At 38.4% G+C, this 18,307-nt stretch carries 21 protein-coding genes and 1 pseudogene; 7 read left to right on the top strand and 15 right to left on the bottom strand.

Features of this window, described 5'->3' with window-relative positions:
• The first annotated feature begins 42 nt into the window (after positions 1-42).
• The 5 genes and pseudogenes from ACR32F_RS20990 to ACR32F_RS20970 all read left to right on the top strand — a co-directional run bounded on the left by ACR32F_RS20990 (position 43) and on the right by ACR32F_RS20970 (position 3,517).
• Positions 43-843: a segregation and condensation protein A gene (locus ACR32F_RS20990; RefSeq protein WP_440110415.1), complete on the top strand. Its 801-nt coding sequence runs from the start codon at positions 43-45 to the stop codon at positions 841-843.
• Positions 812-1,477 (top strand): SMC-Scp complex subunit ScpB, encoded by a 666-nt coding sequence (gene scpB, locus ACR32F_RS20985; RefSeq protein WP_440110413.1) that lies wholly within the window; start codon positions 812-814, stop codon positions 1,475-1,477. Before ACR32F_RS20990 ends, scpB begins: the two co-directional genes overlap by 32 nt.
• 197 nt (positions 1,478-1,674) lie before the next feature.
• Positions 1,675-2,400, top strand: coding sequence for a DUF2953 domain-containing protein (locus ACR32F_RS20980; protein WP_440119964.1), 726 nt, complete (start codon positions 1,675-1,677; stop codon positions 2,398-2,400).
• A 195-nt stretch (positions 2,401-2,595) separates the two neighbouring features.
• Positions 2,596-2,727 (top strand): annotated as a pseudogene (locus ACR32F_RS20975) (GerW family sporulation protein); the annotation flags it as partial.
• A gap of 61 nt (positions 2,728-2,788) precedes the next feature.
• Entirely contained in the window at positions 2,789-3,517 is a 729-nt protein-coding gene (locus ACR32F_RS20970; RefSeq protein ID WP_440110411.1) for a hypothetical protein, read from the top strand.
• Positions 3,518-3,560: 43 nt separating this feature from the next.
• Here the strand turns inward: ACR32F_RS20970 and ACR32F_RS20965 are convergent, their stop codons facing one another.
• From ACR32F_RS20965 to ACR32F_RS20940, 6 genes are all read right to left on the bottom strand, one after another.
• Entirely contained in the window at positions 3,561-3,938 is a 378-nt protein-coding gene (locus ACR32F_RS20965) for a hypothetical protein (RefSeq protein ID WP_440110409.1), read from the bottom strand.
• A 24-nt stretch (positions 3,939-3,962) separates the two neighbouring features.
• Positions 3,963-4,871 (bottom strand): peptidoglycan recognition protein family protein, encoded by a 909-nt coding sequence (locus ACR32F_RS20960; RefSeq protein WP_440110407.1) that lies wholly within the window; start codon positions 4,869-4,871, stop codon positions 3,963-3,965.
• Complete coding sequence (locus tag ACR32F_RS20955) at positions 4,868-5,341, bottom strand: phage holin family protein (protein WP_440110405.1); 474 nt, start codon at positions 5,339-5,341, stop codon at positions 4,868-4,870. The genes ACR32F_RS20960 and ACR32F_RS20955 overlap by 4 nt, the downstream gene beginning before the upstream one ends.
• 122 nt (positions 5,342-5,463) lie before the next feature.
• Positions 5,464-5,622: an XkdX family protein gene (locus ACR32F_RS20950; protein ID WP_440110403.1), complete on the bottom strand. Its 159-nt coding sequence runs from the start codon at positions 5,620-5,622 to the stop codon at positions 5,464-5,466.
• The gene (locus ACR32F_RS20945) at positions 5,615-6,103 is read right to left on the bottom strand and encodes a hypothetical protein (RefSeq protein WP_440110401.1); all 489 of its coding nucleotides are present in this window, start codon (positions 6,101-6,103) and stop codon (positions 5,615-5,617) included. The genes ACR32F_RS20950 and ACR32F_RS20945 overlap by 8 nt, the downstream gene beginning before the upstream one ends.
• Before the next feature lie 12 nt (positions 6,104-6,115).
• Complete coding sequence (locus ACR32F_RS20940; RefSeq protein ID WP_440110399.1) at positions 6,116-9,682, bottom strand: hypothetical protein; 3,567 nt, start codon at positions 9,680-9,682, stop codon at positions 6,116-6,118.
• A gap of 110 nt (positions 9,683-9,792) precedes the next feature.
• On the opposite strand from ACR32F_RS20940, the gene ACR32F_RS20935 reads away from it, so the two are divergent.
• Positions 9,793-10,323 (top strand): DUF2441 domain-containing protein, encoded by a 531-nt coding sequence (locus ACR32F_RS20935; protein WP_440110397.1) that lies wholly within the window; start codon positions 9,793-9,795, stop codon positions 10,321-10,323.
• Here the strand turns inward: ACR32F_RS20935 and ACR32F_RS20930 are convergent.
• Positions 10,320-10,598, bottom strand: coding sequence for a hypothetical protein (locus ACR32F_RS20930; protein WP_440110395.1), 279 nt, complete (start codon positions 10,596-10,598; stop codon positions 10,320-10,322). The two genes, ACR32F_RS20935 and ACR32F_RS20930, sit on opposite strands and share 4 nt — an antisense overlap.
• 112 nt (positions 10,599-10,710) lie before the next feature.
• Between ACR32F_RS20930 and ACR32F_RS20925 the strand changes: the two genes are divergently transcribed.
• Complete coding sequence (locus ACR32F_RS20925; protein WP_440110393.1) at positions 10,711-11,475, top strand: hypothetical protein; 765 nt, start codon at positions 10,711-10,713, stop codon at positions 11,473-11,475.
• Between the two features lie 46 nt (positions 11,476-11,521).
• On the opposite strand, the gene ACR32F_RS20920 is transcribed toward ACR32F_RS20925, so the two are convergent.
• From ACR32F_RS20920 to ACR32F_RS20885, 8 genes are all read right to left on the bottom strand, one after another.
• Positions 11,522-13,066, bottom strand: coding sequence for a hypothetical protein (locus tag ACR32F_RS20920; protein WP_440110391.1), 1,545 nt, complete (start codon positions 13,064-13,066; stop codon positions 11,522-11,524).
• Positions 13,063-14,178, bottom strand: a complete 1,116-nt coding sequence (locus tag ACR32F_RS20915) for a DUF7487 domain-containing protein (RefSeq protein ID WP_440110389.1) — start codon at positions 14,176-14,178, stop codon at positions 13,063-13,065. The genes ACR32F_RS20920 and ACR32F_RS20915 overlap by 4 nt, the downstream gene beginning before the upstream one ends.
• The gene (locus ACR32F_RS20910; protein WP_440110387.1) at positions 14,171-16,042 is read right to left on the bottom strand and encodes a phage tail protein; all 1,872 of its coding nucleotides are present in this window, start codon (positions 16,040-16,042) and stop codon (positions 14,171-14,173) included. The genes ACR32F_RS20915 and ACR32F_RS20910 overlap by 8 nt, the downstream gene beginning before the upstream one ends.
• A 10-nt stretch (positions 16,043-16,052) precedes the next feature.
• Positions 16,053-16,847 carry a phage tail domain-containing protein gene (locus ACR32F_RS20905; protein WP_440110385.1) on the bottom strand — a complete coding sequence of 265 codons (795 nt, stop codon included), beginning with the start codon at positions 16,845-16,847 and terminating at the stop codon, positions 16,053-16,055.
• Positions 16,848-16,885: 38 nt separating this feature from the next.
• Positions 16,886-17,173 carry a hypothetical protein gene (locus ACR32F_RS20900; RefSeq protein WP_440110383.1) on the bottom strand — a complete coding sequence of 96 codons (288 nt, stop codon included), beginning with the start codon at positions 17,171-17,173 and terminating at the stop codon, positions 16,886-16,888.
• A gap of 23 nt (positions 17,174-17,196) precedes the next feature.
• The gene (locus ACR32F_RS20895; protein WP_440110381.1) at positions 17,197-17,505 is read right to left on the bottom strand and encodes a hypothetical protein; all 309 of its coding nucleotides are present in this window, start codon (positions 17,503-17,505) and stop codon (positions 17,197-17,199) included.
• Positions 17,495-17,680, bottom strand: a complete 186-nt coding sequence (locus tag ACR32F_RS20890; RefSeq protein ID WP_440110379.1) for a hypothetical protein — start codon at positions 17,678-17,680, stop codon at positions 17,495-17,497. The genes ACR32F_RS20895 and ACR32F_RS20890 overlap by 11 nt, the downstream gene beginning before the upstream one ends.
• A gap of 351 nt (positions 17,681-18,031) precedes the next feature.
• Positions 18,032-18,121 carry a putative holin-like toxin gene (locus ACR32F_RS20885; RefSeq protein ID WP_367988533.1) on the bottom strand — a complete coding sequence of 30 codons (90 nt, stop codon included), beginning with the start codon at positions 18,119-18,121 and terminating at the stop codon, positions 18,032-18,034.
• Positions 18,122-18,307 lie beyond the last annotated feature (186 nt).

Raw genomic sequence — 18,307 nt, 5'->3', positions numbered from 1 at the left:
CTTAGCGGGGGTTTTTATTTTTCTGGCGGGAGGATTCGTCTAGTGACGGTAGTTACATACAAACTGGAGACTTTTGAAGGGCCTTTGGATCTGCTGCTACATCTGATCGATAAGGCAGAGATTCATATCCAGGATATTCCCATCAGCGATATTACCGATCAATATATGGCGTATTTGCATTCGTTGCAGGAGCTGGAGTTGGATATTACGAGTGAATTTCTGGTTATGGCAGCTACACTTTTGTCTATTAAGAGCAAACTTTTACTGCCCAAGCCACCGGTAATCGAGGACTTTGAGGATTATGATTATATGGAAGATGAAGATTATGATCCACGTGCAGAGCTGATTGCACGTCTGATTGAATATCGCAAATACAAGGGAATTGCGCGTCATCTGCACGAACGGGAGTGGGAACGCAGCCTTATTTTTTCCAAAGAGCCCGAGGATTTGCGACCATACATGCCTGTAGAAGCACAATCAAATCCCGTTGAGGGTTTGCATACCTCTGATCTGATTGCTGCTTTTCAGAAGGCACTCCGCAAAGCGGAGAAGCGAACAACCGTAACCCGGATCAAACGGGATGAAATCTCGGTAAAGGATCGTATTCGTGATGTCATCGGCGCTTTGGAAAGAATGGGGCCAGGAGGCAGGCTGTTATTCTCAAAGCTGATGGATAACCAGATCTACCGACATGAGATTGTCGTGACCTTTCTGGCGGTGCTGGAGCTGATGAAGATGAAACAGATTGTCTGTTATCAGGAGCGGATGTTCGATGATATCGTTATGGAGTGGAGAGGGGAAACAAAGAATCATGGATTTTCCGAAATTGAAGTCGATTATTGAAGGCCTGCTGTTTTTGTCCGGAGAAGAAGGTCTGAGTATCAAACAAATTGCCGAAATCGTAGATCAACGGACAGAACTGGTGTCCGACGCGATCGAGGAAATGATTACTGAATTTGTTGAACAGGGACGAGGGGTACAAATTCTCAAACTCGCAGGCGTAGTGCAATTGGGTACCTTGCCTGAGCACGCCGTGTATTTTGAGAAACTGGCGTACTCGCCTGCACGTACCACCTTGTCCCAGGCAGCACTGGAGACTCTTGCGATTGTGGCGTATCGACAGCCCATTACGAGGGTTGAGATCGAGGAGATTCGTGGTGTGAAGTCGGAACGTGCGATTCATACCCTTGTAAACAAGGATCTGATTCAGGAAGTGGGACGTGCTGAAGCGATTGGGCGTCCAATTCTGTATGGAACGACCAAGTCTTTCCTGGATTACTTTGGCTTGGCCTCGCTCAAAGATCTTCCTGAGCCAGGTCTGTTCGAAGATTCCGAAAACCTGGAGGAAGAGACACAGCTACTCTTTGAAAAACTGGATGTGCAGCATGTCGATGTGGACCTTGGCGATACAAATGTGAAAGACCATGCAGACCATTCAACTGAGGCTAATAACGAAGATGATCATACCGATTCATAACATTGATTTTTATTTTCCATTGAAACCGACACCTGTGAGAGGGGTCGGTTTTTTGTGCATTGCATGGATATATGAAATTCGATTGGAGCCTTCTTAACGTGAAATGGGATTTTTAGGTCAGGAGTGAATTTTTTCCTATATAGAGTGTCATACTAGACGAGAAAAGAATTGAGGGCTTGGAGGTAAGGCCTGTGTGGATGTGGCTAGGAGGAATCGGCTTGTTGATCGCACTGCTGCTCGCCGCAGTCCTCATCTCGAATGTTCATGTGCATTTTACATTCAGTAAACACAAAAGCGATGATTATGCCAAAATTACGGTTCGTCTGCTCTATGGTATTGTGCGTATGAACTATGAAATCCCGAGTATAGTCTTTCGTAATATGAAGGAAGGGTTTCTGGTGAAGACGGAACAGCGGATGAATCATTCGAGGGGAGAAGCCAAGGGCAGTGAGCGTGTCAACAAGCGTAAAGTCAAAAGGTGGGCTAAAGAAGTAAAAATCATGTTAAGAGCAACGGATGCATTGAAGCTTTGGGTCAAACAAACGCTCACGCGTGTACATATGACTCATTTGTCTTGGTCTACGCACATTGGAGTGGGTGATGCAGCGTATACAGCTATTCTCACGGGATGGGTATGGAGTATCAAAACAATCATTATTGGATTTCTATCGTATCAGGTCAAGTTTGAACGAACGCCTGTACTGCAAGTTGTGCCGGTGTGGGAAGATGAGATGGATTTCAAAACTGAGCTCGATTGCAAAATGAAGATTCGGATTACAGCGGTCATGATTGCTGGACTTACGCTATTGACTCGTGTGCTCCAAGTAGAAGGCGGATGGCGTATGTGGTTCCGACTTTTACAGGAGCAACGGCGCAGACACAAGCAAAAGCTTAAGGGCCAACATAGTAAATCCCACGTATAGCATGGTGTGTTGTCCTCATGTAAGTGGTTATACATCTCCAATTGCGAAACCGTTCATGCGTTTCTTCAAGATTCATTCTGGATACTAGTGCAGCTTATGGTGTTGTTAAAATGCTTTTTTACATAAGTCCCTTCAAGATTGGGGATGATATGGTTAGATCAAACCTAGCTTACATTGAAACTGGAGGGAATTTAAATGTCAGATCATCCAATTCAAGGCTTAATGGAAACCGCAATGGAAAATATCAAGGCCATGGTGGATGTCAATACAATCGTTGGTGATGCAGTCGAAACACCAGATGGGTGTGATGTTTATATAATAACCAGAAAAGCTACATTAAATCCCTAATGTTTATAAATATATGATAAAATTTATCTTGAGGTGAACCATGAACAGACTGAACGAAGATAAAGCACTTATAAAATATCAAGAGATGCAGTCAATTATCGAATCAGAGGGCTATAAATTGCTTTCTAAACAATGGGTGGGATTCAGAGGTTACTATGATGTAGAATGTCCTAGAAATCATTCTTATAGTGTACAATGGCCCAACTTTAAAAGAGGTGCAAGATGCATCAAATGTCACCACGAAAGCATGTCTAATGTTAATCCAATTTTCAAAGGAAAAAGCAGAGATGCTCATCGTGACGAGATGGATATAAAGTTTAAAGCTGACTTGACCAGCGAAGGGTACACATTTGATGATGACGTAGAAAAGTACAAAAACAATATAATAAAAATGAATGTGATTTGTCCCAACAATCACGAGTGGGAAGTGTCTTGGAATTCTTGGTCATCGGGAAAGAGATGTAAAAAATGCTTTGAAGATAGAGTTAGGAAAGATACAGAAGAGATAAGAAGGGAGCTTGATTTAGAAGGGTGTCAATTAGTTGGAGAGTACAGAGGAGCACTGAAAACATTTGATTATATTTGTTCTTGTGGCTTTCCGAGTAAAACCAGAATAAAGGATTTTAGAAATGGGACAAGATGTTCTAGATGCAGAGGCGATAGAAACAGAGAGAAATTTAGGGAGTTAAGAATTAGAAAACTTCAAGAATGGGAAGAGCAAAATTTAGACTCATCTAAAAATGAAAAAAATAGCCCCTCAAGAGAATAATATCTCAAGAGGGGCTTAATTATGTTCAAATCTTAGTTTTGCACTATTTTACTCGCTTCAAAGCTTCATCTATCACTATTTCAATAAGTTGACGTTCAGAAACCGTTGGTATGACTGCGTTTTTAGTAAGCAAATCGTCGATAATTCTCAATGAAATTGCCCTTTTATCAACATTGTCATCTATGTGCTCATTTACATAATCTACAACTCTGTCTGCAATATCTAGTGCAAATGTAGCTTTAGTCTTATCTAATTTATCTGTCTTGATCACATCGAGCACAAGTCGAGTCACCAACAACATTTGCTTCATGTTTTCTGTCTTATCCTTCGTAATCCATCCTTTACTCTTCGCAAACGGAATGACAAATAACCCTCCTACAACAGCAGCAAGGATGATTGCAATAATATATAGGTTATCCATTTATCTTATCTCCTTTATGTATGATTACTTGCTTACTTTGATGTTATTATCTTTACGGTAGTTAATCACAAGCTGTCTCCAAAAATCGTAACTACCTGTGGTGTCAGAAATATAATCTTTGTAATACTCATATGCAGCTTTAGCCCAAGATGGACATTCCATATTAGCCTTGATTTTCTCAGCCTTAATCCAATCAGATTGTTGTTGAATTGTTTTCTCAAGACTAGCCACTTGTAACTTTTCTGCTTCGGTCATTGGTTCATCATCCTTTGGTTTTGTAATTGGAGTTGCATTCGAAATCCCATTTCTTAATCGTTCTAACTCTGCTTTAACTTGAGGAATGAAGTTTTTGCTTGCAGAAGCAATTGTGTTGCCGTCTCCCCAGTAAGCAGTGCCCGGACATGACTTACTTGACTTCCCCGGTGTATAGTCTCCTAGACGTGTACCACTGGCAGAGAACCATGCGTGATATACAATCTTATCTGTGTTAACGGGTACATAAAACTTTTCACACAATGCAGCATACAAATGAATCGCAGCTTCCCGTTGAATTGTAGTCATAGTATCTACGCCTTTATCAAAACAGCCGATAATCTCAATGCCCACATATCCAGCATTGTTATTATAGATACAAGCAGGAGTCATATTTAAGTCTCTGTCTAACGATATGCCAACCTTGCCATCCTCAAACAGTGAAATGTGCTGTCCAGTCGCTTTCCACTTGTTTGTGTTGATGTGGAAGTCACGCATCCCCTCTAGACATTTAAAGTGGTCTTGTTGTGCAACTCCATTAACCATCTTACGAGTTGAGTAATTGGGTACTCCAGTATGATGAACTTGCAAACCTTTAATTCTACGTGTTACTTTTTGCTTTTGTAACCATGAACGAAACTCTGATATTTCTAATAGAAGGAAATTGCCTTTTTGGATCATTTATCATCATCCTTTTTATCTTTTTCTTTCTCATCTTTCTGTTCATCGTTTCCACTTTTAACTTGTAGTGCAGATATAGCCTGTCTAAGTTGTTTGGGCATCGCTACATCTAAACGCCCAAGATTTTCCGTTAGGCTAATCAACTCATTGCCAATATAAAAGAAGAGTCCACCCATCATAAAACTCAATGCACCTTCAAGTCCCAGCAGGATGTCAATCCTATATAGCGTCGCCACTACCATGAACATGAGAAACTTTTTGAATATTCCCCAATATCCTCGATTCGAATTTAACCCTTTTGTTTTATCGTTTGGATACTTAACTCCTTCGTAAGCAGCAGCAGCAATTCCAGTCAAATAGTCAAACATACACAGTACTGCAAGAAGAACCAATCCATCATTCCACCCACCGAACATGTACGTCCCTGTGGTAACGAATAATCCCAATAAAAACTTATGTATATTATCCATTTATACACCCATCAATAGTGTGCATTTCTATTTTTTCTCTATCTTCGCACATTCAAATCAATCCTTTTCGAATAATAAAAAACTCCCATAAAGAGAGTCTTAGAGTGTATTAAAGTATGTTACTAGGATGAATATGGAGTAGAGGGGATGGGTGGATTTAAAATCATGTAACATTCTTCCTCTGTAATAACTCCAAATTTAACATATTGCCATAATTGTGATTCCTTAGCCCATTTGCATTCATAGTAGTACTTAAGTCTTTCATAGTCTGATTTAAACATTTTGTTCTCCTTCCATAGACAGTAATCGAAGTTCAACGCCTACAATTTGTGCTCCTAATGCTTCATTTTGCATTCTTAAAATTTCATTCTCCAGTTCTCGTTGAACAATTTGATTCCCCAATATTTCATTCTGTTGTTGTAATTGCAAAGCATCCAATTCATGTGCTACAAGTTGCTCTCCCAATAAATCTGTAGCAGAAGGTTCTTTGATTGGAGGTTGTTTTAATTTATCAATCTCCTCCGAAGAAAGTCCCTCAATCCATAAATCACCAATTGGAGAATCTTGAGTTAACTCCCATAATTTTAGATTGAAAAGTGGATGGAATAAACCGGGAGGAAGGGGTACTCCAACAATATATCCTTCTACAGTTTCCTCTTCAGAATCTGTATTATAAAAAGGGACGACACCACTAAAGGCACCGTCCACCAACTCGTCCTCCAAATAGAGGCCGTCTATATTTACTTTAGGTACGGCTTTCATATGATCCCTCCTTTATTGTTCTGCCGAGAATGTAACACCTTCCAAGCTTATATAATTACCTGTACTTGTAGTGAAGACACTACCGTCAGCAGTGATTCTAATTTCATACGTTTCCCCTGCCCCAGCCACTCGGAATATAAGCTGAAACGCTGGACGATATTTAGCAGGGAGAATAAAAATTCGGGAATTCGTTGGAGCGGTTGCGACTAGTCCCCTTAAATGAACAAACCCAAAACCATCCTTCATGTAACCAACTTTTTGATACTCTGCATACTGCGTTGCCCCATTTAAAAATGTCGGCGCAATCCATGCAGGAGCGTCCTTCTCAGCCTTCTTCGATTCCAGAACTGATATACGTGTCGTGTTTTCTTGGATCGATTTGACCGCATCCAGCAGCAGAGCCTTTTCGTTTTCGGCATACGATCCAGTGAATGGGGCTGCGGGATATTTGTCCAGCATCAGGTATGTGACGCTGTAGGCTGCTGACGGATCGAACAGCGCTGGCGTGATGTAGGCAAAAGCCCCACCTTGACCTGTGGCACTGTTGCTCACCTTAACCACATCAGCAAGTTGATTATTTTTATAAACCGACATGATACGATTTGTCTTATAACGTAACCAACCCGCTGGTACATCCACATGATTGATGAGATAGTTAAGGCCAACAGTTGTCGGCTTTGCTCTTTCCCGCAACACAATCCCCGTACCTACTTCAATCTGATTATCTCCCTCAATTAACGTCAATTGCCCCTCAGACGTAATTGGTTCGACAGTTGGCGTTGCAAGTTGGTATAGGAGTTGGTATGGAGTCCAGTTTGGCGCGGGTGTAGTCGGTAAAGAAGTTGTGCCCGCTCCAGGAGTTGAAATTCCGTCAGACAGTTTATGCCAGTATTTCGTGCCCGTCCCATTGTAAGGCGCGCCACCAGCCTCACCATCATACATGCGCCAGCCCATGAAATACGCCTTAATCTCGTCGGCTGTCGGTGTGTATGAGTCTCCCCATCCGCTGTCTTCTGATTTAACCGATAGAAAGAGGTTGCCAGTAGCCCCTATACCTATAGCATCAGGATTTGTTGAAGTTGGCGCATTTCTCAGCAGGGTTCCATTATATTTTGTTGCGATGAACTGCACTGGAGCATACCCCGCTATAACAGCGGACGCACTGACATTCTTAAATCCTGATGTTGTTCCGGTGTATATCCAGTTTAAAGCCTCGTCCAGTGCAACCTTACGCCACTTCGCCAGTTTGAAATACTGCCCATCTCGCTCAAACACTTCATCAGCATTCGCCCCTGTTACTGGATCAGCGAACAAATCCGTTTGCATTGCTAACATAGCGTCTTCGCGCGGTTTGAATGATTTGGCTGTGTTGCCGATATTGAACATTGGGTTTTTAATGATTTGAGTCTTGTATGCCGTATTATCGTTAAGTACATTCATAACACAATACAATTGGATCTGCATGGCGTTAGTAGGTACAATGTAAGTCCCTCTATACTTTCGAGTTGTTGCATCTTCGCCGGGAAGCCTATTCCCATTTATATCTAGCCAATAGAAGAACAAAGCGTCTACTGCTGAATTAGGGTTCTTAGTAATCTCACCACTGAGAGTGTACGTCTTCCCCGGAATCACTGGTATTTGCACCACGCTGGTAGCGTAGTTCGCTTCATCTTTGGAATCTTGGTAAAGCTCATAGGCCCTGACCATAATGTTCTTAGCGACGCCAATTACAGTATTACTCCACTCGTAAAACGGCGGTATCAAATTCTCCCCGTAACGAATCCCATACGGATTTCGTACAGGTTGAACGCTATCGACGTATGGGTATTTAGCAGCTACCTGTTGCGGTGTCATGCTGTCGAGTGCGGTGTATTCATCTGCGGTGATTTCATAAAATCTTACCGCGTCAAAATAAGCGTATTGACCTGTAGCGCTGCTATTGGTTTGTACAATAACGGATGCAACGACATCCGCTGTAGGCGCATATGCCCTCCACAAAGGTGCAAATTTAGTAGTATCAGCAGTGGAATTAACGCCTTTAGTTGCCGTTAACCCATTGGCATAAAAAGAGGCATTCGTAGCATTGCCATTTTTGGCGTCTACTACAGCAATATAGAATTTGTTTGCTTTGGCATTAATCGTATTTACTGCTGTCGCCGTGGCAAAAGAACCCGAGGTAACCGTTAACTTGATTCCGCTGGAACCTTGGGTTTTGTTTGTGGCGTCAGTAGTTGCTGATCCTTGAAACAACAGCCACCGAGATGCATCCTCACAATTACCGTCACGTCCCAGCAAGTTTACTAGTGTCCTACCTGTGAGTCCAGTGAGGGAAAAAGCAGATTCTTGATCTGCCTGAATGATCTGCATTCCCGGTTGAAGTGTTACCGTTGAACGTTTCTCATTGCTCAAATCATCAATCAATTGGGTTAAACTTTGATGTGTGTGATCACTTCTAGATGCCTGTGTGGATACTCCATTATTTTCTTCGAAATCAACAGTAAGTGTTCGATCCGCAGACAAATCACCTCCACCTGTTAAACCAGCACCAGTTATAATTTCTCGGCTTGTATCAACTAGGCTTGGCTTGTTAAGAATATTATCCCACTCAGTTGATACAGCAGTCTGTACAATAATTCTCCAATATTCAGTATCAACTTCACCCGGCTCGATACCAGTTGAATCTTTAATAGCCATATACAATTTGCTGTTGTACGTAACCATATTGTTAGTTTTATAGGAGACAGTAGGGGAGTATTCTCCACGGAGGACTAAATCATCGCCTCGTTGAGTAGCATAATCTCCTTGATCTTTAGCATAATTCCCTTGTGTATTCGCGAATTCACCCTGAGTTTTAGCATAATCTCCCTGTGTCTTAGCGTAGTCAGCCGATGTATTTGCGTTCCCAGTGGCAGTAATGGCATCCTGTCTTGCAGTTTCCGTTTCAGCAATTTTGTTATTGGCGGCAACAATGGTATCATCCATCTCAACAATTTTTCCGTTGGCTGAAGTAATAACGCCTGATGCAGTATCTGCTTGAGTCTTAGCATAATCTCCCTGAGCTTTGGCATAATCACCTTGTGTCTTTGCGTAATCGGCTGAAGTATTGGCATTAACAGTAGCATCGTTAACCAACTCAAGCGACTCCTCAGTTTCTTGGATCAACTCTGCTAACTCCTTAACTTGTTCAATAGCTTCAGAGCCTGCATCTATAATTTCACCTAGCGTTTCTAAAACCTCACCGTTTTGTTCTTTAGTCCAGATACGATGATAGCTAACAAAGTGATTACCTCTACCTTTATATGTATAAGTTTTCTGAGTGTTTTCAGCAATCATGTGGAACGAAATGATTCCCTCTGTATAATCAACTCGATATTCATTCTCTTTTAGATCACTCTTGCTAGTATGAGGGACTTCGAACATATCGGGGATACGAACCTTATATAAAGGAACAGGGATCTCGTTAAGCTGAATTTGTCCATTTACGACTGGTTTAGTCTCTGTAATGTCTAAATAAGGATCTGTACTTGTACCAGCTCTATATTTAGTGATCGTACTTAATTGATAGTCAAATGATGACATTAGATTCCTCCTTTATGTTTTTTGGATGTGATTAATTAAAAGGTAATTTATTTAATTTGTCGAAATACTAATTCTATTGCCACTATTAATAAAAAAGTGAGGACATTGCTATGAAAGCATTTCACGTTGATCGGTTTGCAAATTTAAAAGAAGGACAAGTAGTTCAACTAGCTAATGTACAAATAGGACAACCCATGCTTCAAGATATTATTGACTCACGTTATCCCGATGGCCTATCAGCACACGGTTATTACTACTATGCACTTCCTTCAAAAGAAGAGGGTAAAATACAGGATGCTTTAGCTGAAAACGTATATGAGTATGAAAGAAGACTATATTTTCCACATCTTCCTTCTAGGTTCCAGTCTATATTTGCATCAGAGACAATAGAAGAAGCTTTAGAATGGGTGAAGATCGTTAGAAGGGATGACATAAAACCTTTAATTTGGGAGATTGAATTTGACCATTCAGACTACATTAAAGCAGATTCTCTTTTGATTGGGATCGACATAAAAGATGTCTCACTTTTAAGCCCACCATACCATGCAAATAGATACTGGAGAGGTGAACCATCTGATAACCCTCAATATGAAATGTTGATTAAATTGCCTGTTAAGGTTAATAAGTTAATCGATTATTAAAGGACACCTGAATGGATTATAGGGTGCTTTCCAAAGCATTCAATGGTGCAAAAATGATCAGGACTCCTAGGGTCAATGTTATTTTCTTTATCTTTAGCTACTGTATAACTCAGCACACCATGGTCATGTCTGCCATCTTTTCTACCAATAATTAAATTTACTTCATATTCAAGATCATCAAAATTATCATCTAGATATTGATTGATAAACTTTTTAAACTCTTCCGTTACTTTTGAAAATCTGATTAAATCTTCTCTGCTTGACAGAACGATCACCTCTAAACTTTTTAATGTATAGTGTCGATATATATGGTAAGAAACGGTAACGCATAGTAAAATTAAACGTAAGTACTTATAGTACATAAAATACAATGAGAGAAGTGATAAAATGAGTAAATTGAAAAAAGTCGGTTATGTAAGTTTGGGTGTTTTACTTGGTGCATCCCTCACCGTCTCAGTTCCAGCCTTAGCAGCTACAGCAAAAACAATCCAAGCTAAGATCAATAGTTCTGTATCTGTTATGGTAGATGGCAAGAAGATGAGTACACAGCCAATCAATTATCAAAACTTAAACTATCTACCTGTCGGTGAAATTGGTAGAGCATTAGACGCTGATGTGAGTTTTGATAAAAGTAAGAATGTGATTAACATTGAGAGTAAGGCTGATACAACAGTTGATAGTGGTAATGGTGGTAATACAACGACACCTGTAACAGATACACCAGTGCAGGAGACAATTCCAACTGTAAAAGCTGGAGAATCCATTACAGCTAAAGGTGTAACCGTTAGCATTGATAAGATTGAGTATGTAACTGAAAAAGAAGAGATTGACGGAATATTTCTATCAAAAGGGTTTAAGGTTTATGCAACAATCACTAATAACTCAGATGATGTCATTGATGTGAGTAGAAATTATGAGTACAAAACTAATAAACTAATAGTCAATAAACAAATAAACAGTCTTGGCAATATGATTTTTATTGAAATTGACGGAAAAGAAACTTTGGGGTCAACGATTACCAAAGGACAAACAGCAAAGGGCTTTATCTATTCCAAATTTGATCAAGATGTAGACATTAAATCTATTAAATATGCTCCATCTGTTGTTAGTTATACAAGTCACGATTACATTGGAACATGGACATTCGAATAATTAAAGCTAATGAGACTGTATCAATTGAGATTCAGTCTCATTTTTCTTAAGCTCCAACAAATGTTTTCATGTATAGATTGGCATTGATTCGACCCAATTGAAGGGATGACAGCTCTATTGTGTGCCATCCGGGCGACTGAATCCATTGGGTAATATCTACATTATTTTCGCTAGAATAGTATCTACTTCCTCTAGCAATACCATCGATAATCACTTGCACCCCTGTTGCCATTGTACCTTCATAAATCCCATATTCAATTGCATGACTGTGAGGTGGAACAGTAATTCTATGGCTATGTGAGGGCATTGTAATACTATGAGCATGTTCAGGAACCGTAAACCTATGAGTATGAGGTTGTAGTGTTACAGCATGTTGATGATTTCCTGATGATTGCCATTCTCTTGTTATTCCATTAATATCCTTAAATTTTAAACCATCTGCCCATCCATGGTTGTGTCCACCTTGACCAACATATACTCCTTCGGTTTGAGTTGATCCATACACATTTTCCGGTTCGGTGGATGTTGCTTGGAAGCTTCTCTCCTCAGTTGTTGTCAAATCAATCCGTTCAGACTCTGTAGTATGCAAGTCTATATATGCGCTTGCAGCACCTTTGCTGTACGCTCTGAAGTTTTCCAGTGTAAAATTTAATTGAAATTGGTCATACCTCAATGTACTTGGTGAAATATAGAACTTCAATTTTAACGCATGGGTAGCATCTACATTATCCGCTAATTGAATTGTATCTGTTTGTACAATTCCATTTTCATCGATCATTACTGTACCTTTAGGGCTTACAATTTTCAACCCATAAACGCCCGGTTTATACTCACCTAACTGTACCCGAATATTCCCCTGCTTATCTTTAATGGTCAATAGGTTACCCTCAATGGTAAACGTGCCATCATTATCAGATATGATCAGTTTGTTACCCAACAATAGTTTACCAATTATTCTCTCCGCTATAATCAAATTTTGAGGGGTGTTAAAATTCTCGATCAATCTTATATTATTTTCTGCGATTTTTTGATATATAATTTTTTTATTATCGTTCTTATTTAAACGAAATACACTTAAAAATCCACCAACTTCTTCACAGCTTAAATAAGAAAATGTATTAAGGAATATCTCAGATACCTTAATTTGATTATTTATTAATTCTATGGCTTTTTCTTCTGCTTCCTGAGTCTTTATTCCAGCAACAAATAAACCTATTTCATTTCCCATTACAAAGTTATGTTTTGGAACAAAATCAAGATATGGTGATAATTGAATCACTTCCGTCTTGTCTGTAACCAAACACACAACTATATCTAAATTTTTATTTGGTATTGGAGAACATTCGTATTCTGTTTTTGCAATAGTTGATAAAGCACTAATTGATCTCTCTTTGGTCTTTTTAAAAATATCCATTATTCTGTAAGAAAGGAGGAGTGAGCCAGAACAAAAAATAACAAAATTATCAATTTCAAATAATTTTTCACCGTCATCAGACACACGGTAGGAATTATTGTTAATCGATGTAGATATCGCACTATCTGAACCAATCCACACATCATCAGCGGTTTGAATTACTAAACAACAACTCATGATGCTTCACCTACTTTAATTCTAGTAAATTTTATGTCAGAGTCTACTAATTTATCAATTGCTTCAGTTAGATCGTTAGTGTTAGGTAGTTTTTTTCCGCCAATAACTCTCAATACTTTCCACCCCATTGATTTTACAACTTCATCTCTTTTTCTGTCTTGTTGCTGATTTTGATGCCAGTACCACCCATCATATTCAACGTCTATTTTTACCCCCTTATAGAAGAGAGCAACATCTAAAGATAATGTACTTAACGGATAGTTTAATTCTACAGAGTAGTTATTGTTATTGCTCAACATTTCAAAAAGCGCCAATTGTTGAGACGATGTTTTAACATTGCCATTCTTGTGTAATGTTTGATTGGCTTTATTTCTTACTTCTGCATTTTGCATTGCACTCTTAAACCCATATTTTATTAAATTAGTGTTTTTGATTTTTTCTTTTACTTCTTCACTTTGGAATGGATGTTCTACGCCGAATTTTTCAAGAGATGTTTTTCTGAATTTTTCTTTATAGTGTTCTGTTTGAGATATGTACTCCACCCCATATTTTTTCATTATTGAAACTTTAAGATTATTTCTAACATCCTCATTTCGCATAGGGTTTTCGTCACCGTATCTTATAAGATTAGTAATTTTTGTTTTTTGTTGTATTCGCTCGTTTTGCATCGGACTTTTGAACCCATATCTTTCAATATTGGTGTTTTCTATTTGATTTTGTCTTTCTTCTGTTTGAGAGTAAAGCATACCGTACTTTTCAAGTTGAGTATTTATAGATTTTTCTTTAAACATCTCTACTTGAAAGTAGTTTTCCACACCATATTTTACAAGACAAACGTCTTTATTTTTTAAATGGGCACAACGAGTGCAAGCATCCTTTTTATAATTACTTCTTCTTTTTTTGTATTTACAAAAAGGAGCAGATAAATTATTTTCCATACCTTTCTCAAAGCAATAATCACATCTATAAAATACATGGGCATTACTAGACGGCATTAGGTCATTTACTTTTACTTCTAATCTATCGCCGTACTTAGTGAAAATGTATCCTTTATCAACGAAATGTTTTTTTGTTTTACTATTCCAACGGATTGTTATTGTTTCGCTAGTCAACAACTGAAACACCTTCAATCCGAACACAAATACTTTTTTCCGCTACAATCCCATCAGGCATAATGGCTGTTTTCCAAGTGTTTCCTCCATCATTGGTTAAAGCTAATTGCCCATGTTGGATAATAAGAAACTTCAATGGATCAGCAGGATCTTTAACAATGACTCCACGCCTAGAAATATCTACTGTTTCATTTACCCCTGCCGTAATATTACGTTTAACCGTATCAATAGTGCTATTAAAAATTTGTGAGACATCATCTGCGGTTGCTTTAGCTTGATCCCATTTATATTTGCTCATATCTAAAGTAGCCGAACTACTAATACTATTCGTGTGTTCACGCATAAATCTTTCTTCGTCTGTCATCAATTCTTGAGCATTAGACACGACCACATCAATACTTGATGCTTCGAAGTCGTATGTAATTTTCGTTGCAAATGCTTTGACATGGATTCCCAATATTTCATGCTCAACTGTGACCACATCTCCAATGGAGAGCTTATCTTTATTGTGTTGTTCGGTAAATATCTCATAGAAGTTAACCAAGGATAAATCAACAATAATTTGTGGTTCCCGAACTTTGTTGAATTCCTTTTTACCGTCCTCAAGCAGCTTTTTAGGATCAGTGTAATTGTCATCACTGATTTCTTTCTCATAAACAAATTGATTTAGTTCAATTAGTTGGTCACGAGTAAAGTTGTTTTCCATTTTGAAAAGATTATGTAATATTTGCATGGACGCATTTACATTATTTATTTGTGTTGTTAGAGTAGAAATCTCCATGTTTTTCGAGTTGATCTGTGCAAGTTTAGCATTTTTGTCGTTGATAAGTTGAGTATTGGGAAGTCCTGATTTATCTGTGGCGTTATATGTATCAAGATTATCTTCAATTAGGGCCAACTCTGTTTTTAAAGCTGTTAACTCATTATTCCTTGTACTAAGTTGTCCATTCAGAATCTCAAGTTGATTAAGTAGGGTAGTGTACTCACCTTGTTTATTCTCGATAACTTTTTCGTAACGAGCTAGAGCAATACATAATTCATCACTCATATAGTGACTATGACTAATTACGTTTCCGTTACTGTCTTGCTTGAATGGATAGACAAAATAGGTGAAGTCTTGGATGAAATTAGTTCCAGTTGGATTAGCGGATTGAATAGACATTCCATCTTTTCCGAACAATTTAAGTCGTGTACAAAACTCATCAAGATTCAATTCTTGAGATACACCTTTCATGAGTTTGCCCATCTTTGCTTTAAATCCCTTATTGATCCCATAGTTTTCGGGGTCGTAAAAACTGATTTGTCTCAAATCGGTATCCCAAACAATCAGAGCATTGAATTGTTCCGCAATCTTCTGGACACCTTCAAGTCTCGTACCGCTAAGATCGAATGAACGATACTTCAATTCAAACTGTGCATCCATATAACCGATATTCCAAATGGTTTCTCTTAATATATCGTTAAGCATTTGTTTGGCATTGTAGGATACTACGCTGTAGTCACGAATCAATTTAGCAGACAATTCATATCCCAAACTATAACAGCTCACATCTACGGTATCCGTATCGTTCATAATTTTAGATACTTTATCGATTATGTAATATTCTGTTTCATATTCATACTCAAAGCGTATAAGAAACTTCTCTCTGATTTCGTCTACATGGTTATTTCTAATTTGCTTCATATCCAATTGGTCGTTGAGAAATAGGGGAAGAGTGAAACTAAGTTCTCCAATGTTTCCTTTGCTGACCTCTCGTTTGATTTGATATGCTTCTGTGAGATTGGCTACAGTGGAACGATTAATATTGGGTCTACATAGGTAAATCTTAGGTTTAGCTATTTTGGTTGTAAATTCTTCTATCAATTAAATCCTCCTAACATTGGTTAAAGATGCAGCGGTACTTGAATGTGATTTTGCAATTTCCCTTTACTTTTAGAAAATTAAACCCTGAGACAAATGAAGGATAGGAGCCGTAAACATGATCGAAGTGGTAAGTAAGAGGGATATCAGAGGTAATGTCTTCTTTTTGACAATCAATAATAACTCTTTCTCTATCGACAAGACTGGTCAAGCGAAAGTTGGGACTCTCAGAATTTGAATAGTTGATAATTTCAATTTCTCCATTACCTATCTTTTCAATTTCAATAACAGGCGGTGAATTCATGTTTCCAAGATTTTCAATTGTAATATCAGATCCAATAGGTGCATTGGAAGAAAAATCATACTGACCTTCGGTGAGAGTGGGGGAGTAGGTGTAAGGACTAATATTTCGCATTGAAATTGTGATATATCCTTGTTTCAGAGCATTATGTATAAGTTTTGGACTATCGTTGTAGATAGCATAGTATCGTCTGTCAATATTATTGGAAAAGTATAGTTCTCTATAGTATGGTTGATTACCAAGCCAGTTTGTGATTGTCGTTATTTTTTCATCATCAAAGACATCTTCAAATGCAAAGCTAAATTCAATTGAAAATGGACTTCGTTCAACTCCAATAAAGTAGGGAGTATCATTATGTCGTATTTTTTCTTCGGTTATCGATTGTTCAGACATTAATTGTTCTTCCAGCATACCACTGTTCAAATTAACATTGATAAGTCCCATTTCTTGACTGGTAATACCATCAAAAACAAAATATAAATCATCACGTATTGTTATATTTATCACCTCCATTATTTAAATTTGGACAAATAAAAAAGCCCTATTTATTTGGGCTTTCTTCTTGGGATAGATGGAGTATTTTTAATTCTCTGCTTCAGTTCTTCATTTACTTTTCCATATAGTAGCTTATTGAATAGTTGTTCTTTCTCAGGTGAATCCAATGTAATTTCTGGATTTTTAAGTAACCGAGTTTCCTCAATCCTTAAAAAGTGTTCCTTTAGTTTCTCAGCATTCTTACGTGATCGTTCAGTTGGTTTATTCCTAAGAGAATCAAGTAAACGTTTAGCATCTTCGCCTTTAAGTGTTGGAGTTGAAGCCATTTGAGTTTTCATCTAATCCCACCTCGATTTCGGTATTAACGTTGCAACCTATGTAACAATGCTTGTGCCTGTTTGTTTCGCTGTTTCGCTGCTTCAGTTGGTTTACTGTGTACTTCTTTGATAAATTGTTCAGCGTATTCACTGTCTATGTAGGTGTGGGTCTTGGATGTATCAATTGTTACGACTTTTACAAATCCATCATTTATATCAACAACAATGTGATTGTCACGTAGGTCAATTGACTTTCTTCTTGTTAAACGTTCAGACATTGGTATATGTGAGTGTGGATTGGATAATTTGGAGCGTGTCAATTGATATGGTGTTTCATTAATTCTACTCTTCATGTCTTTTCCTTTTAGGTGTACGAACATGATTCCTTTGTCGTTCCTTAACCTTTTCAATGATTGCGTCATATGGTTGATTCACACCGTGGGCAAAATCAACGAATGCTCTATATTCTTCTTCACTGTTAATTGTAATCTTGGTCGGACGAATCGGTTTCACTTTAATCTCTGTCATACCTTATCCACTCCCTCACTTTGTTCAAATTGACTCCATTTGGCATTGCACTAATATAACTTTTTAGGACTTCTTTTTGTCTGCTGTCTATACCCAAATTGGTTTTATGTATAGGTTTGACTTGTACCAATCTACCTCATCTCCTAACCAAACTGATTAACAATGAGTGTATAACTGATCAACAATCCGCATTGTGAATGTGGAATTTTGGGAATTGTTGTGCTACACTATGGATACAATAAAAAAGAGCAAGGATGCGTGAACATCCCTACTCTTTGCAACAGCCGCTTCTAAGGGCGGTGGCTGAACATAGGTATCCAGAAATTGACCGTCACCTTTGCCGAGGGCGGTCTATTTCTTTTTGTTGAAGGAAAGAATCAAAATCACCAACGTTGCGAATTGAATCATCAACATAAGTGTATCTTTCACTTCCACGGGCATCACCTCCTTTGCAGGAGACTAGCCGACCGCCCATATTAGCCATTCTGTTGTTAAGGAATATTATACCATACATACTAGAATGATGAACACCATTAGACCGATCAGAAACACATCTGATTTATATGACTAGTGATTGCATACGAGTCTAATGGGTTTACTTCATCAGGAAAGCGTGACACTGTGTCA

Source organism: Paenibacillus hebaui (assembly GCF_051934385.1).
GTDB lineage: Bacteria > Bacillota > Bacilli > Paenibacillales > Paenibacillaceae > Paenibacillus.
Note: the sequence above shows the minus strand (reverse complement) of the source record. Positions and strands in the feature narration are given on the sequence as shown.